Below are 17309 nucleotides of genomic sequence, written 5' to 3' on the forward strand. Positions count from 1 at the left end.
GCCTTTGACAGGAAAGTCTGTGGACTTTTATTATTTTTATAAGGTTAAACTATTATGTAGTACTTTGTCAGATTAATTATCAACTATTACTTTAGTCTTATTTAGTTAGATGATGGCTGTAACTTAACCATTTCATCCATTAACTTATCAAATTCAGCCTTGTCATTCCAGTTAAGCTTATCAAGTGCTTCCTGAACTGTATCTCTCATTGGATCACCTTCCCTGAATACTATACAGCAGTCATTCGATGCACCCTCTGGCTCTGTGAAATCAAGATTGAGCATCTTTAAATTATTCATAGTTGAAAGTGCTGATATTGATGTTGTGTAATCAAGTATAACCATATCGGCTGTCTTATTCTGTACTGCAAGAAAACATTCTGATGATGTTTCATAGTCTGTTGCAATTACACCGCCAGGTACTTCGTCCTTGTAAGGTACATAGTTAGTTGCAATCTGTGTTGTTAACTTAGTATTCTTACCCGCAAACTGTGAAAGCTTAGTATAATTAGCATATTCACTATCTGCTCTTACAACACCAACAATCTGTCTTTTATAATAAGGTGTTGAAAAATCATATGTCTCATCTCTTTCAGGACTGTAGCATACACCAGTCATTACTGCATCATATGATCCATCCTGAAGTCCCATAAGTATTGAACTCCATTCAACCTTGTATACCTCTAATTCATAGCCAAGTTCGTCTGCAATTCTTTGTGCAAGCTCAACTTCATATCCATATGCATATCCATCTGCATTTTTAATCTTTACTGCCTGCTTGCCATTACCAACCTCTGGTGATTCCTGTGTCCAATTGTAAGGTGCATATGCACATTCAAATGCTACCTTCAATACTTTCTTGTCTGAATCGGAACTCTTACTTCCACAACCTGTAACTCCTAATGTCATTGAAACCACAAGTGACATTACAACCATTAACGATAATAACTTCTTCTTCATAACTTTTCTCTCCTTTCACCATTGCCATAGTAAAAAATACATACAGAAAAGGCGCCTAATTCATTGGAATTAGACGCCTTTGTCAATCTTGTATTCTGTTGACGCTATTAACATAGCAGATATATTAATATAATAATTGTAAAAATTTCACTTATGAATTATATACCACGTTCTTATGCAGATTGCAATAGATAATTTATCTATATGCAGTTATAAGAAACATTGGTGCTTCTTTGATGTCCTTTTCTTTCAATAATTTCTTACCTATGGCTTTGTCTGCACTGCAATTACTAAATCCATATTTTTCTAATAAAGCTATATCATACTCAGGTCTTTGGTGTCTTCCTATATCCATTGCTTTCGTGATATACGCATTTTCTGCTTCAAGTGCATAGGTCATTCCCTGGTGTCCGTATGGTTCTTCTTTCTTATCATCATCAATAAGCGTTGCATCCAGATTCTTCATATTGGCATAATTCGCATCATAATTTAACAGCACGCCGCCTTTTTTTAACACTCTGTGCCATTCCTTATAGGCTTTATCCACATCTGGAAGTGTCCATGTAAGATTCCTTGTTATAACAACATCGAAGCTTTCGTCTTCATATTCCAGATTCATAGCATCCATAACCTTGAAATTAACATCTGCCCCATATCTGTCAGCCAGAACTTCAGCCCTTTCTATCATATCCGGTGTTAAATCTATTCCCGTAACCTGAAGTCCTTTGCCATAAAGAAGTATCGCAAAATATCCAACACCTGTTCCAACATCAAGCACCCTTACATTCTGTCCATTATCTATAAGCGGACTTATATATTGCATAATGTTATCAACCCATTCACGGCTTAACTCACTGTCAAGCTCATTCTCCCTGACATCTGAAAAATCTGCCACACGCTTAGTCCAGTAGTCTACAACTTTTTCTTCTATATTATTTTTATCCTGTATCATAATCTATTTTCTTTCATAATCCGTTACATATTTCTTATAGGCATATTACTGCATATCCAGCTCTGCCGTTATCTCATAATAATCTGATGGGTGTGCAGTTAAACCGCTCACACCTTTCCCTGAAACAATTGACATTTTAAGATGCGATGCAAATATAAAAGCATTGTCGTCCAGTATTGTCTGTGTCATCTTTATTCCAAGCTGTTCCCTGCCTTCTGTATCAAATGTAGTACTGAGCTGTTCTTCAAGCTGTTCAAGCTGTTCATTATAATAACCACCACGGTTCTTTGACGAATTCTTAAGACAGTGTGTTGTAAAGAAATATTCAGGATCACCTGTTGGTGCACACACAAAGGCACTTGCATATATATCCCACTCACCTTTTTTAACATAATCAAGATGATTAGCCGTACAGTTAATCTTAACCTCTATTCCTATCTGCTTTAATGATGCCTGAACATTTTCTGCAAGCAAAGGAAGCTCCTGTCTGCTTGGATATGTAAGCCACCTTAATGTAAGCTTTTCTCCATTTTTATCAACATATCCATCACCATCTGTATCCTTCCAGCCCGACTGTGCTAATAAATTTCTGGCATTATCAATATTATACTCCGCAGCTTTAACATAGCTGTCACCAAATGTATAATCTTTCGGAAATGGTCCTTCTGCCAACGTTCCATTGCCTTTTAATAATACATTAGTAAAATCTTTCTTATTAATTGCCATAGCAATTGCAGCTCTTACATTGCTGTCCTGTAAATTGACATTAGCATAATTCATCTGTGCAAAAAATGAACGTGAAGTTTCGCTTGATGATATTGTATAATTGCTGTTATTAAACAGCGAAAGACTTGAATATGGCAGACCATAAGCCGCATTAAGTTCACCTGACTGCAATGCCATTGTAAGAGTATCACCATCACTTATCGTCTTAACAATTATTTTATCAAGCCTAGGCTCTCCATTCCAGTAATTCTGATTCTTAACAAGTGTAAGTCCTGAGTCTGTCACAATCTCCTCGGCTATATAAGGTCCTGTCGCTGATACATTACCCTCATCAGTAATTCCTGCCTGCATATCAATAATACAGCCATAAGGGTCAGAAAGATAATTAATAAGTGCTGGCACCGGCTTGGCTGTTGTTATTATGACTGTATCAGCTTCTGCCTCAACCCTCTCTATATTCAAATCCCCTGCTGCTCTTTTATGCACCGCAACAAGATGTTCTATACATTCTTTAACAGCCTCACCATCAAGCTTTCTTCCACTTGTAAATGTAATTCCATCTTTTAAATTAATCTTCCAAGTAAGCTCATCTACATTCTCATAGCTTTCAGCAAGCCATGGCTCTAATTCCATTGTATCCGAATATTTAAAAAGAGTCTCTCCAACGCCATATCTTATGCACGCCCAGCCTGAATATCCGTTATGTGGGTTGACATCTGTCTCATCATTTTCTGCGTTAAAGGTTGTATCTCCATAGTAGAATACTTTCTCTGTGGAAGCTGTACTTTTCCCACAGCCTGCAATACCTGATACAGCTGCTATTACAAGTATAATTCCTGCTAATTTTATTATATTCTGCTTTAATCTATCTATATTCATTCTGCTTTCACCTAATTTATCTATTCTGGTTCTGTTATTCTTCATTATAATTTCTTTTAATTTATATATGCATACCCTGTTGTTCTTCATTTTATTTATCTTTAATCTGTTCATAATTTATATACCTCATCTTATATATTTCTTATATTTAAAGTACCGACTTTATAAGAAGCCTTGTATATTCCTTTTCCGGCCTGTTGATAATATTATCTGTGTCTGAATACTCTATTATTTTCCCGTCCTTCATAACAGCTGTCTTATTGCATATCTGGCTTACCAGTGCAATATCGTGGCTTATGAATAATACTGTCATTTTCCTGCTTTGCTGCAACTGCTTAATAAGTGCAATTATCTGGCTCTGCACTGTAACATCAAGTGCACTTGTAGCTTCATCACATATAAGAAACTCCGGCTTCACAGCCAATGCCCTCGCTATTGCCGCTCTCTGGCACTCGCCACCGCTCACCTGTCCTGGATATTTATTAACATATTCCGCTGAAAGTCCAACACTTATAAACAATTCCGACACAAGATTATCACTCTTATTATTTCTTAATGCTTCGGCAACACTTTTTCCTAATGTATATTCAGGATCAAATGAAGCCACAGGTGACTGATAAATCATCTGCATATTCTTATAAATATCCCTCATTTTACGGGCATTGAATCTACTTATATCTTCACCTTTAAAGATTACTGAACCACTGTATAACTTAACTGTATTCGTTATAATTCCAGCAAGCGTGCTTTTTCCGCAACCGCTTTCCCCAACAAGTCCTACACAGTCGCCCTCTTCTATAACCAGCTTGTCTATATCTACAGCCATTTTCACATCATACGCCTTTTTAATATTATTAAGCTCTAATATTGTACTCATCAGCACACTCCCGTCTTAACACTGGAACAGCCGATATAAGCTGTTTCGTATATTCTTGCTTTGGATAATTCATAATTATCTCTGTATCTTCGTATTCTACAATCCTGCCAGATTTCATAACAATTATTTTATCAGCAAGCTCCCTAACAACATTTATATTGTGCGACACGATAATCATTGAAGTATCTCCACTGCATTTTATGTCTTTAAAGATATCCACAACCTGCCTCTGTGCTATAACATCCAATGCACTTGTCGGCTCATCTGCAAGCAGCAAATCAGGCTTCATAAGCATAGCCATCATAATTCCAACTCTCTGGTTCATTCCACCTGATAACTCAAACGGATAACTGTTAAGAACCTTGATAGCATTTTTAATATTCATCTGTTCAAGCATATGAACTGCTTTCTCATCAATTATACGCTTTGCCTTTCTTTTATCTTTTACGGCTTCATTACTGAAAATGCTCTCATAAAGCTGGCTCTTTATTGTTCTTACCGGACACATTGCTCTCTCGGTATTCTGAAATATCATACCTATGTTACTGCCTCTTAAACTTTTCAGACACTTTTCATTACCAGTTATATCCACTCCGTTATATTCTATTACACCACCGTCTATATGCCCCTCCTTAGGAAGAAGTCCTATTATGGCTTTAATAAGTGTGCTTTTTCCGCTTCCTGATTCACCTGCAATCCCTAATATCTCACCTTTTTTAAGCTGTAACGTTACATTTTCCAATACTGTGCTGTCAGAATAGCTTACAGATAAACCACTGATATTTAACTGAGTGCTGTTAACACTATCTATGTCCTTTTTATTCAATTTTTCCTTATTGTCTGCCTGTAATATCACTTAAAGTATCTCCTAACATATTAAACACAAGTACAGTAATAAATATTGCCAGACCCGGTGCTATAACAACCCATGGTGCTGTCTGCATAAAGCTCCTGCCTTGACTTACCATAAGTCCCCACTCTGCAAGCGGAGGTTCTGCTCCAAGCCCTAAGAATGACAACCCAGCAATCTCCATCATCATATTTCCAATATCAAGAACCGCTGTTACTATAATCATATCTGCAATATTAGGTATAATATGCTTTATTAATATTCTTATGGTATTAAGTCCTGACATCCTTGCCACCTGTATATATGGCTCATTCTTTATGGCAAGCACCTCTGCCCTTGCTATTCTTGCATACTTGGGCCACGATATTAGTGCAAGTGCAATAACAGCACTTACTAACCCTCCTGACATTACGCTTGCAACCGCAATTGCAAATACCAGCCCCGGAAATGCAAGAAATATATCTGACAGCCTCATTATAATGCTGTCTATAATTCCACCGTAATAACCACTTATTATTCCGGCAATACAGCCTGTTAACGTTATAATCACAACAAGTGCAAATGATGATGACAACGATATTCCTGCTCCTTTAATGACGCGTGATAACATATCACGCCCATACTGGTCAGTTCCTAACAGATGATGACTATCTGGCGGCATAAGTGCGGCTGACAAATCCTGCTCATAAGGATCATATGGAACAATCACATCTGCCAATACCGCTATAAGCACTATTAATAATGCAAATATAAGCCATATAATTAAGCTTGTATTGCTTTTATTAATTTTCCCTCTGAATATCAACCGCTGTCTGTTATTATTGACATTTTCTGTTCTTTTCTTAATCTTCATAACAATCTCCCAGACGTATCCTTGGATTGAGATAATGGTATACTATATCTGTTATAAGATTAATAACTACATATATAATTGCCATCCATATCACATATGCCTGTATAACCGGATAATCTCTCATCGTAATTGCATCTATCGCCATTTTCCCTACTCCGTCCCACATAAATATGCTCTCAACAATAGCTGTTCCACCAAGCAGTGAACCTATTGATAATGCGAGCAGTGTTATGATTGTGAGCAGGCTTGATTTAAGTACACTTCCTGTAATTATCTTTAATCTGCCAACACCTCTTGCTATAGCACCCTGCACATAATCCTTCTGTAATTCATTAATCACAGCCGTCCTTATCTGTCTTATATATCTTGACGACATTGCTATTGCGAGGGTAACTGCTGGCAGTATCACGCTTTTAATTCCTGCATTCATTCCCATAACCGGCAGTAAATTAAGCTTCAGTGCAAATATGTATATAAGCATTATGGCGGCAAAAAAATTAGGCATTGAATTGCCTAAGAAACTTAATAACCTGATAATATAATCGATACACCGGTTCTTATTAACTGCCGCAATAATTCCAAGTGGCAATGATATTATAAGTGTCAATAATATTGAAACCACACATAAATATATAGTCGCTGGAAGCTTTGATATAAATGTTGCAAACACGGGCTTTCCTGATATATAGGAATTACCCATATTGCCTGTAATAACGCCCTTAAGCCACACAACATATCTGACAATGACAGGCTGGTCAAGCCCCAGTTCTTCTCTTAATTCATTCTTCTGTTCTTCTGATATAGCAGTTCCCCTGTTAGCCTCTAACATATCTATTGCATCTGTATTGCTTACATTTACAAGCAGAAAAGACAGCAGTGTAATGCCTATAATAATAGGAATAAGCTGTACCAGACGCTTTATTATAAACTTCTTCATAAATACCTTTTCTAATAGTCTTATATTGTCTGATTAGTATAACAATAAAAATGGAATGGCACAATTATTTTTCAATCGTGTCATTCCATTCTGTTATACCTATATTAATTAAAGCCACTTAAATAATCACGCTGTATATATTACAGCTTCACTATCAGATATTTATTTCTTTAATTCCTCCCTTACAAATGCTAAGAATTGCTCGCCAATCCTACTTACTGCTTCGTCACATTTTTTGATATATCCAAATAACACTTTCCTTGTGTCATCATATAATGGAATACCATCAAAATTAGGCTGTTTGCTGAAATGGCTGCTGCTTATATTACACAGCTTGGAATATTTCAGCATATAATTCATAACATAATCACTATTAGTAATAACAGCAACGTGTTTGTTAAATTCCTCATCATCTTTTCTTATATTATCCCAATAATGATTAAGTGCAAACTCATCTTCGTAGCACTGAACAAGCATTTTATCTTTAAGATAACTCTCAACATCTTTATCCTTAGGTGCTTCATTATTGCCATAATATAAATAAGCCTCATTATCTTTAAGCTTAACAAATTGAAGATTATGCTTTTTAAGCTTATACTCAATCTGCTGTAACTGGTTATCCATAAAGAATATAAAACCTAATTCATCAAGCCCTGTTCCAACACGCTTAATAACGCTGTTGACACTTCCCTCCATTATATTATATCTGACATTCTCATCAGAATATTTGATGTAATAATCTGTAAAGCACCGTGCCACCCACGAACTGGGATTGCTTGATATGCTGAATTCTTCCCTGTCATCAATCTTATATATCTGTGCAAGCTGGCGTTCCTGTTCTAATATCTTTCCAGCATATTCATACGCCTGTCTGCCACGCCTTGTAAGTTTAATGCCCCTGTTATCCCTTTCAAATACTTCAAAGCCAAGCTTCTCCTCAAGACTTCTTATAACCTTACTGACATTGGGCTGTGTTGTATACAATACTTCTGACGCTCTGCTGAAAGACGAAAGATCTGCACACACGACAAAATATTGTAATTCCTTTACCTCAAGCATATTAATCACCGCTGTATTCTTTAACTATCTTGTCCACATCAATATTTCCAGCAAGAAAATCTACCCAGAACTGCTTATCACTGGAAAATTTCAGGTTAGCATCCTTCTCAAATCTGTCTAAGAAATCTAATACCTTCTTATAATCACTGCTGTTATTATACGGAATATCCCAAAGTTCTGTCTTATTGCCGTCTTTATCAAATGAAGCACAGGAAATGCCCTGCTCTGAAAATACTGTTATATACCACGTTACATTTTCATCATCATCACTTGTGCTTGCAGTTTCCCTTGTACTCTCTGTACCAGATATTCCCGCACTTGTATTACCTGTAAGAAGTGCTTCCTGTGTCTTAGACATATTCACAGCCTTAGTTTCTTCAGGGTCACTTGGAAAAAGTCCATCTGTAAGCTCATAATCAGCCTTATCAGATGTATCATCACCTGCTACTGTCTGTGACACAAAACCATATGCCGCTGTCCTAAGTGCCGCACTTGCCGCCGCATTAGCCCTCATATCTGACCTTGCACCAGCCGCCGCTCTATCTGCCGCCTTATCCTGCATCTCCTTAAGCCTCTTTAAGTTCTCCTTGAAATCATCAACGTAGTCGTCTATTCCGTCAAGCATTTTGTCCCACTGCTTATCAGACATACTGCGCCAGTCATTCTCATCAGCATTTTCATTAGCAAGTATCTTCTGATTGTAATAATCAGTATAGCTTTCTCTGAATGTCTGTGTACTAATATCCATTTTTCTCCTTTCTGCCGCTGTTCAGTCAGTCACAGCCGCTCCACTTTCCTGTACGGTCCAAGTGGTAAGTAAAATAAATCTGCATAAAAAAACACACTTATCCAACAGCAATCAATCCATTGAATAAATGTGCTCTCCGTAGCTTAATGTATATCGGCATATGTATACATTTTCTTAATAAAACTGTACATTTTTTTCAATGAGCTTATCACCCTCATATCTTAACTTTATTGTAAAAAATCTCTGTTCATCACTAAGCAGAAGCTTTAAAAATACAGCATCACCCTCCCACGTTGGAAGCTCTAATATTTTATCTTTACTAACCCAGCAAAGGTCGCCTTCATCACATATGCTTACCTCACCGTCATAGTCATTCGCGGTAAACAGACACATAAGCTCAGGCTCACATTCATCACTTATAAATGTTATAAGCCCCCTGAAACGATATGCTGTAAGTGTAAGTCCTGTCTCTTCCTTCGCTTCCCTTAAAAGACATTCCTCTGGTGTCTCACAGCCCTCTGCGTGACCTCCAACACCAATCCACTTACCCTTATTGATATCATTTTCTTTCTTGGTTCTATGTAACATCAGATAGTTGTTATCTTTCTCAATATAACACAGAGTTGTCATCTTCATAGTTAATCTCCATATCTTGCATTATAAATATGTCTGTATTTTAAAATAGATATCTCGTCCACAATATAAAGTTCTTGATAAGCTTCATTCTCTTTTCCCTGTATGGCGTAAGCTCCACAGGTTCTACATCATATGGATTGTCGTAACTTCCATCTGCATCAGCATTTCTTGCTATATGCTCATATGACTCCATAGCTTCATTTAACTGGCTGTTAATCTCCCTGCTGTCAATTACAAGCATAAGCTCCGTATCCAGATAGACGCTTCGCATATCCACATTAAATGAGCCAATGACCGATATATTATCATCTATAAGTATTGACTTTCCATGATAAGAATATCCGCCCTCGTACTCCCATACTTCAAGCCCGGTATTAAGTATTTTATCTTTATTAACATAATAATCTGCCGAGCCAAATGGATTACCATTATTACCAATAGAATTAGTCATCAAAGATACATTTTCTACCTTATCACATACCTCAGTAAGTCCTTCATACATATAATCGTTACATATTATATAAGGTGTATGTATCTTCACCTTAGCATCTGCCGATTTCATAAGCCTTACAAGCTGATACCACACAACCGGCTTCTTTACCTTGTAATCTATCGGATTGCTAAGAAGTGCTATGCTGTTGACCTCCACTGTCTCACTGGCATAATCTGTATTGTCTACGAACTCCTGATTATCAGCACAATATGCCTCATAACCTGCTAAAAGCTCATCTTTTGCTGTCTTAACCTTGTCCTTTGCAGCTATCTTTTCTTTATAAGAAGTCTTACTGCTTGATAAAAGAGTCTTGCTCTCCTTATAGTTCCACACGCTGTCATAATAGTCTATAAGCTGGTTGACCGAACTGTTCTCATCTGTCTTGGCACAATATACTAACACATCTCTGTCATAATTCTTATGTCCCTCATTATCTCCAAGGAAATAATTAAATGTATTACGTCCACCAAGAATATAATTCTGCCTGTCTATAACTATATATTTGTCGTGCAGTCTTCCCATTGACTTATAAGACTTTAACGGATTGACCTTGTTATATATCTTAACTGTTGCCTCTGGCATAGCCGCAAGTGCCTCAAAATACGCATTGCCCCTCATTCTAAGAAAACCTGACACTCCATCAACTATAACATTAACCGATACTCCCCTGTCTGCCGCATCAATAAGTGCACCTAATATAAGCTTTCCACTATCATCAGACCTGAAATCAAAGGTTGAAAGTATTATTTCTTCCTTTGCCTGGCTAATCATTCTTATACGTTCTTTTAACGCATCATTATTATCCTCTATTATCTTGGCTCTCTCAAGACTAGTCTGGCGTTTTAAAAGATCCGTGTTATCTAATTCCTGTTTCTCACCATCTGTAAGCTTCGGCTGCTTTTTGTAGCTTACAAGTGCAATCGTAACTATTCCTATTATCACAGCAAGAACAAAACCTATCACAGATAATATTACATACCTGACACGTATTGTATGCTTCTTAACTTTGTCCATAGTCTTTTATACAGCCTGTCTTATTAATTATCACTAATATAATCGAGCAAATATATCTAACACTTTTAATGTATACAACATATCAATATATCCGCATATCTAATATATCCAACATATCTAAATATATTATAATAATGTAATTGTAACAGGCTTCCTTTCTTCTATTATGTGCCAGGCATTTTATATCTGTGTATACATTACTTACTAAATATTTTATTAGACCTGGCTATTTTCATTCTTATTGGTATATAGATACATAACCATATTATAACAAAAAAAGCAACAAAAATAATCGTAAATGCGAGTATTTTATCTATCGGAATCCAGCCATTTAAAAGATATATAATCCTTCGGTATTCGGTTGGATTTTGGAGTTGAATGGTATTTTTGATACTTTATAGTGAATTTTATTAATCTTCATAGTTTTAAATACTATATCAAGAAGTATTGTTAATAATAAAATCTTGACATCTCTGCCACGATGTATTATTATCACAATAGTTTGAGTATCAAAGCATTGTAATAATGGTTCAATAATTCTTGTATACTCCAACAATATATACATAGAAATGAGGATTGGTTTAATATGAATCTTAGTGCAAATAAATGTAAGCTTCCTGAATTACATATTGGTAATAAAACAGCAAGGATTCCAATTATTCAAGGCGGCATGGGTGTTGGTGTCAGCTTAAGCAGTCTTGCAGGTGCAGTAGCAAAGGAGGGGGGAGTCGGAATTATTTCAACTGCCCAGATTGGTTATGATGATGATGCATTTGAATATGATCAGGCCGGCTGCAATTTAGCAGCAATAAAGAAACATATCCGTAAAGCTAAAGAAATTGCCGGTGGTAATGGACTTGTTGGCGTAAATATTATGGTTGCACTTAAACACTATAAAGAACATGTAAAAGCAGCTGTTGCCGCAGGTGCCGATGTAATTATCAGCGGTGCCGGTCTTCCGATTGATTTACCAGCACTTGTAGACAAAGCCTGTCAGACTAAGATAGCTCCTATCGTATCATCAAAAAGAGCTGCACAGCTTATATTAAAAATGTGGTCGCATAAGTATGACCGAACCGCTGATTTTATCGTAATAGAAGGACCAAAGGCTGGCGGACACCTCGGATTTTCTAATGAACAGCTGAACAATACAGCTTCACTTGATTTCGATAATGAAATAACTAATATTATAGAATGTAAAAAAGAATATGAAGATAAATACTCCAAAAAAATACCTGTTATTGTTGCAGGTGGAATATTCGATAAACAGGATATTATTCATGCAATTAATCTTGGAGCTGATGGAGTGCAGATAGCAAGCAGATTCGTTGCTACTAAAGAATGTGATGCATCACCTGCTTATAAACAGGCTTATATCAATGCCAGACAAGAAGATGTTCAGATTATCCAAAGTCCTGTCGGAATGCCTGGAAGAGCACTTCGTAATGCATTTATCAAACGACTTGACAATTCAAGAATTCCTATTTCCAAATGCTACAATTGTCTTGAAAAATGTAACCCTGCAAAGGTTCCATATTGTATTACAAAAGCTCTTATAAATGCTGTAAAGGGAGATGTGGATAATGGCTTAATCTTCTGCGGCGCCAATGTTGGCCGGATAAATGAGATTACAACTGTACATTCACTTATGAAGGAACTTACAGAATAACTACCTTGCACTACTGCCAGTTACTTGCCAGCCGGATTATCCGGCTGGCAATACTAAATACTGTGCCTTATAGTGCTTCTTAAATTCCAATCATACAAATAAACTATCCCACTGGTAATATTAAATACTGTGCTTTATATCCTGGCTGGCAGTCCAATTGTTCTATACTCTCTTATAAATAATAGGAACATCATATCCGAAGGTTCTCTTTCCATTCACCTCCATGCTTTCTGATACCTCAAGACAAGCTTCTGAAAAACGCTCCCATAATCTGAATATCATAACTGGTGTAAACTGGCTTACGCTTCCTCCCTCCCAGCTTCCATTATTTTCCTTATATAATGCTGGCGTAAACTTCTCAGATTTTTTAAGTTCACTATAATCTACACTCTTCATTGAACTATAAGAAAATGTATTCTTGTCTTCTCCTGCAGGAATTTCATAAGAAGAAAGTATAATTCCAGCGTTACTATCTGTAATCAGAAATAAATGTGGTGATGCATGACGCTTTCCATCTGTTTCATAATAACTTTCCTCTACAACAAATATTCCGTTAAAATCCTCTGGAATATTTTTTATTTTATCATTGCAGACTGTGTTTATATGTTGTGCATACGGAAAGCTTTTACCAGCCTCCTTCATTTCCATAAACTGTTCTTTGTTATCAAATTCTCCAGTCATAAGCTCTACAAACTTTTTAATTTCCATCATAATGTTATGCCTCCATATGATAATATTTTGTTATATTTATAATTGTAATAATATGAACAATGAACGTAAATTCTACCGCTTAGTGATGCCTCAGAGCTGCTCCACATAATTCTAAAACAAAAGCTTAAGTCCCATAGCTATAATCCACATATATGCACAAGTTTTCGGAATCATTAAAAGTCCAACCTTTGGTTTAGTTTTGCTGAATAAGGTTACTGGTATATAGCATCCAAATGAAATAATAATTGCTGCTACCATCCTTGTCAGATGATATCCATAAGCATTTCCTGAAATCAAATATAGAATAATTACTCCTATACCTGTAACTGCAAAGACTGAATTTCTGATAACGGATAATTTCATATTTCCCTCATCTGTACACCAATTATTCTGTGGGAACATACATATTACAATTCTAACAATTGCTGATATCCATATTATAACCTCAATTATTACTGGTATTGTAAACCCTGGAAATGTAAATTTCCAGATATACATCAAAATAATATAAAAAGCTGTCATTGTAATAGAAGATATCTGCAATCCAATTCCTAGCTGTTTCTTTATCTTATCACTACTTCCACATACTGCTCTGATAATTCTTGGCACAAGATGAAATGCATCTCCTCCGCAAAGTGTTAATGTTAATATTCCATAAAGAATAAATAACATATCCCCATTTGAATATATAAAAAATAATATTGCAGCAACAAGATCAAATATAAGATATGCTGCATCAAATATTGCTTCCATAACATCTGGAAGCTGTGGTTTATAATTGTTCTGCTTCATTACTAGTTCTGCTCCCTATACTCTTTTAAATATTTTTCTGCATTATTGCAGATCTTATCAAACACATCTATACACATATGCTTTTCTTCTTCTGTTAAGCCACTTAAAACATCCTTAGCAAACTGTTTCTGTGCGTTTATTCCTGCTTTTACAATTACCTCCGCCTTATCTAATAAAACAATCTCAATATGCTTTTTATTATCCTTACTTTGTATTCGTTCAACAAGACCTTTATTTTCAAGATTCTTTAGTGATGTTGAAACGTGGGATTTTGTTGATTTTCTAATCTTTACTATGTCTGCTGCTGTATTATGCTGAGGATTATTATGAAGGAACATAAGTATATCATATTCCATCTGTGTTAATTCATACCTGTCGCACACTTCTCCTGAAAGTAATTCATAATAGCTTGTGATTGTTTTATGCTTATCCCAGAAATACATCCTGACCTCCTTTACTATCGTTCTTTTTAGAACGTTTATAGACAGATTATTCTGTTATGTCAATCATTTTTTCTTATTCAACTCACAAAATCTTTACTCTATTTTGTGTAATGATTTTTATGTAAGCATTAGTGATAAAATAAGAGCAAGTACTGAAAGGTTTTCGTTGCCTTAGCACTTGCTCTGCTTCTTTATATCAAAGTTATTATATATAGTTGTATGTTGATGATTTGCTGTTCTTTAATTTTTTATCAATCTTATTGCACTCTTTTCGCAAGCCTGCAATATTACTTACGCCAGATTCTTCTCACCTTCATTTTGTTTCTTTTCCGCCATTCTCATAACTTCCTTCCATGCCGGTGAGAACAGATAATAACCTATCATTGCAAACATTCCAAAGCTGAAAGAGATTGGGAAGCACAACATTACCCATGTTCCATCAAAGTATCTGCTAATAATATAGGCACTTGGAATTCTGACTGCCCAAAGCATAAGAATGTTGACAATTGTAGTATAACGCACCTTTCCAGTTCCGTTTACAATAGATATTATACAGTTAAAGATAGCATAAAACCACTGTGAAAGTAACATGACAACAACATGTCTGCTAGCATACATCAATACCATTTCATCTGACGAGAAGAAACGGATTATAGGTTTATGTATCATTATAAAAAGCAATCCAAAACTTAATGTAATCAGACCTGAACACAATGGAATTCTCCAGTGTCCCTCTTTAATTCTTGAATATTTCTTAGCACCATAATTCTGTCCTGAAAATGTAGTGGCCGCCGAAGATAATCCTGTAATTGCTATGTTAGCGCATCCTGTAATTCTTCCTGCTACTGCACCTCCAGCCATAAATATAGCACCCTGCGAGTTATTAAATGTCTGTAATGCAACATGTCCTAATGAATAAAGAGAATTGTTAAGTCCAACGGGCAAACCAATAGCCAGAATAGCTTTCATCATTGTTCCAGAAAATCTTCTAGGCAAATATGTAAACTGTATCTCCGGAAACTTCTTTCTTATATAAACAATACTTACAATCCATGAAATGAACATAGCAATACTTGTAGAAAGTGCTGCTCCGGCTACATCCATTCCAAACCCTGCAACAAACAATAAATCAAATACTATATTAGAAACACAGGACACAACCAGAAACCATAATGAAGCCTTGCTGTCTCCAAGTCCTCTTAAAATACCAGCATTCATATTATAACCCAGATTACCAAGTGTACCTAAGAACACAACCCTCGTATATATTAATGCGGCATTCCACACATCCTGCGGCACTTTCATGAATTCCAGAATATATGGTGCTGCAAACCATCCAAGAATTCCAATCGGAATACCTACAATATATATAAGTGTTATTGAAGTTCCACATACTGAAACAACCTTTCCCGATTCCCTTGCTCCGGTATATTGTGAAATAAGAATAGACACACCTGTTCCTATTCCTAAAAAAACACATAATAATACTTCAACCGGCTGTGAACTCGTTCCTACCGCAGCTAAAGATGTATCTCCACAATATTTGCCTATTACAAGTGCATCAACCGTAGTATATAACTGCTGCAAAACATTTCCAATAATAATCGGTATCGCAAACAGTATAATATTTTTCATTATATGACCTGTAGTCATATCAATCTTTCCTTTTTGTGAATCTGCCATAGTAATCTCCATTCTTGCGCTGCTTCTAAGCGCATCTCAAGTTTGTGCGAAGCACAAATCTTGCGTGTGAAAAATCTTATTTTTCACACTATACTCCTATCATAGAATAATCTGTCTGTATCTGTTATTTATAATAATACTGTAATTGAATTACATTTTCTAGCGATTTATGGCATGGAGTACAGAAAAAGTGTCTAACTAATGTTTATAAAAAAGCAAATGGAATTTTCTTTACAATAATCAGAATTACGGTAATAAACACTTTCTTGGGCAACACCATTCTCTTCATATAATATATTTGTTTGTTACATCATATAATAGTACATAAACATAATTAAACAAAAAATATATCCGGCAACCCTTTTTATAGGATACCGGATATAATTCTATTAATTCTTTCTGACTTATTTTCGTGATGTCCATATTCATCAAATATACTTGTAACATTCATAACCGACATAAGATGCTCATGAACCATATGTGCCTTTACAGGTGCCTGTTCAAGCAGATTCCCGTGATTTACCCCCTCCTGTTCACCATTAAGAAAATAAACAGCTGCATTTCTGTTTTTTACATTATTATTAACTACATAGTCTGCAAAACCCGGATACCAGAACGAACCGCAGACTGAAAATATTGTAGAAAATGTTTCATCAAAATACAGGCTATATATAGCAGCAAGACCGCCCAGTGAATACCCTCCATATGCCATTGATTCTGCATATACATTATAATGCTTGCTGATGTATGGAACTATTTCCCCAACAAGCTGGTTGTGATATTCCCTGCACTCACCACCAAAGTCTTCAGCCCCTTCTCTTATCGCTTTATATGGCCATGGTGTATATGCAGCCAGTCTGTTTTTTGGAATAAGTCCAACGTATATCTGATTATCAGGCTGTTCAATATTATTTACTATTTCTCCATCATTTATAAATATCACTTTATATTTTCTGCCGCATAAATAATTGTCCGGGAGCCGCACAATAGTTTTAATACCTGATATTTCAATATATTCTATCATTTTT

18 protein-coding genes are annotated in these 17309 nt (G+C 35.9%); 1 reads left to right on the forward strand and 17 read right to left on the reverse strand.

Annotated features, from left to right (window positions below; translation table 11 throughout):
* Window positions 1-101: 101 nt before the first annotated feature.
* The 12 genes from WMO14_RS10930 to WMO14_RS12925 all read right to left on the reverse strand — a co-directional run bounded on the left by WMO14_RS10930 (window position 102) and on the right by WMO14_RS12925 (window position 11375).
* Window positions 102-959 (reverse strand): transporter substrate-binding domain-containing protein, encoded by an 858-nt coding sequence (locus WMO14_RS10930; protein WP_349153834.1) that lies wholly within the window; start codon window positions 957-959, stop codon window positions 102-104.
* A 196-nt stretch (window positions 960-1155) separates the two neighbouring features.
* On the reverse strand, window positions 1156-1911 hold the full coding sequence (locus WMO14_RS10935; protein WP_090140763.1) for a class I SAM-dependent methyltransferase: 756 nt from the start codon (window positions 1909-1911) through the stop codon (window positions 1156-1158).
* 45 nt (window positions 1912-1956) lie between these two features.
* Window positions 1957-3630, reverse strand: a complete 1674-nt coding sequence (locus WMO14_RS10940; RefSeq protein WP_318255887.1) for an ABC transporter substrate-binding protein — start codon at window positions 3628-3630, stop codon at window positions 1957-1959.
* A gap of 34 nt (window positions 3631-3664) precedes the next feature.
* Window positions 3665-4393, reverse strand: a complete 729-nt coding sequence (locus WMO14_RS10945) for an ABC transporter ATP-binding protein (RefSeq protein WP_055307212.1) — start codon at window positions 4391-4393, stop codon at window positions 3665-3667.
* On the reverse strand, window positions 4371-5249 hold the full coding sequence (locus tag WMO14_RS10950; protein WP_022501355.1) for an ABC transporter ATP-binding protein: 879 nt from the start codon (window positions 5247-5249) through the stop codon (window positions 4371-4373). Before WMO14_RS10950 ends, WMO14_RS10945 begins: the two co-directional genes overlap by 23 nt.
* Entirely contained in the window at window positions 5227-6096 is an 870-nt protein-coding gene (gene nikC / locus WMO14_RS10955) for a nickel transporter permease (protein WP_022501356.1), read from the reverse strand. The genes WMO14_RS10950 and nikC overlap by 23 nt, the downstream gene beginning before the upstream one ends.
* Complete coding sequence (nikB, locus tag WMO14_RS10960) at window positions 6086-7033, reverse strand: nickel ABC transporter permease (protein ID WP_022501357.1); 948 nt, start codon at window positions 7031-7033, stop codon at window positions 6086-6088. The genes nikC and nikB overlap by 11 nt, the downstream gene beginning before the upstream one ends.
* A gap of 162 nt (window positions 7034-7195) precedes the next feature.
* A complete protein-coding gene (locus WMO14_RS10965; protein ID WP_349153835.1) occupies window positions 7196-8092 on the reverse strand; it encodes a LysR family transcriptional regulator in 897 nt (298 codons plus the stop codon).
* 1 nt (window position 8093) lies between these two features.
* Window positions 8094-8840 carry a hypothetical protein gene (locus WMO14_RS10970; RefSeq protein WP_055176571.1) on the reverse strand — a complete coding sequence of 249 codons (747 nt, stop codon included), beginning with the start codon at window positions 8838-8840 and terminating at the stop codon, window positions 8094-8096.
* Window positions 8841-9014: 174 nt separating this feature from the next.
* Window positions 9015-9476 (reverse strand): NUDIX hydrolase, encoded by a 462-nt coding sequence (locus WMO14_RS10975; protein WP_055176574.1) that lies wholly within the window; start codon window positions 9474-9476, stop codon window positions 9015-9017.
* 40 nt (window positions 9477-9516) lie between these two features.
* Complete coding sequence (locus WMO14_RS10980) at window positions 9517-10983, reverse strand: phospholipase D-like domain-containing protein (protein WP_349153836.1); 1467 nt, start codon at window positions 10981-10983, stop codon at window positions 9517-9519.
* A gap of 197 nt (window positions 10984-11180) precedes the next feature.
* Window positions 11181-11375, reverse strand: a complete 195-nt coding sequence (locus WMO14_RS12925; RefSeq protein WP_156333762.1) for a DUF3021 family protein — start codon at window positions 11373-11375, stop codon at window positions 11181-11183.
* A 194-nt stretch (window positions 11376-11569) separates the two neighbouring features.
* Here WMO14_RS12925 and WMO14_RS10985 point away from each other — a divergent pair, with 194 nt between their 5' ends.
* Window positions 11570-12652 carry an NAD(P)H-dependent flavin oxidoreductase gene (locus WMO14_RS10985; protein WP_349153837.1) on the forward strand — a complete coding sequence of 361 codons (1083 nt, stop codon included), beginning with the start codon at window positions 11570-11572 and terminating at the stop codon, window positions 12650-12652.
* A gap of 162 nt (window positions 12653-12814) precedes the next feature.
* On the opposite strand, the gene WMO14_RS10990 is transcribed toward WMO14_RS10985, so the two are convergent.
* The 5 genes from WMO14_RS10990 to WMO14_RS11010 form a co-directional block, all read right to left on the reverse strand.
* Window positions 12815-13363, reverse strand: coding sequence for a hypothetical protein (locus WMO14_RS10990; protein ID WP_349153838.1), 549 nt, complete (start codon window positions 13361-13363; stop codon window positions 12815-12817).
* Window positions 13364-13474: 111 nt separating this feature from the next.
* Window positions 13475-14155 (reverse strand): hypothetical protein, encoded by a 681-nt coding sequence (locus tag WMO14_RS10995; RefSeq protein ID WP_055307216.1) that lies wholly within the window; start codon window positions 14153-14155, stop codon window positions 13475-13477.
* Window positions 14156-14157: 2 nt separating this feature from the next.
* Window positions 14158-14598 carry a MarR family winged helix-turn-helix transcriptional regulator gene (locus tag WMO14_RS11000; protein WP_055176584.1) on the reverse strand — a complete coding sequence of 147 codons (441 nt, stop codon included), beginning with the start codon at window positions 14596-14598 and terminating at the stop codon, window positions 14158-14160.
* Window positions 14599-14889: 291 nt separating this feature from the next.
* A complete protein-coding gene (locus tag WMO14_RS11005) occupies window positions 14890-16281 on the reverse strand; it encodes an MATE family efflux transporter (RefSeq protein WP_022501366.1) in 1392 nt (463 codons plus the stop codon).
* Window positions 16282-16645: 364 nt separating this feature from the next.
* Entirely contained in the window at window positions 16646-17305 is a 660-nt protein-coding gene (locus WMO14_RS11010) for an alpha/beta hydrolase-fold protein (RefSeq protein ID WP_349153839.1), read from the reverse strand.
* Between the last annotated feature and the right edge of the window lie 4 nt (window positions 17306-17309).

It is taken from the genome of Lachnospira rogosae (ex Hitch et al. 2025) (genome assembly GCF_040096455.1).
In the GTDB taxonomy this organism is placed as follows: domain Bacteria; phylum Bacillota; class Clostridia; order Lachnospirales; family Lachnospiraceae; genus Lachnospira; species Lachnospira rogosae.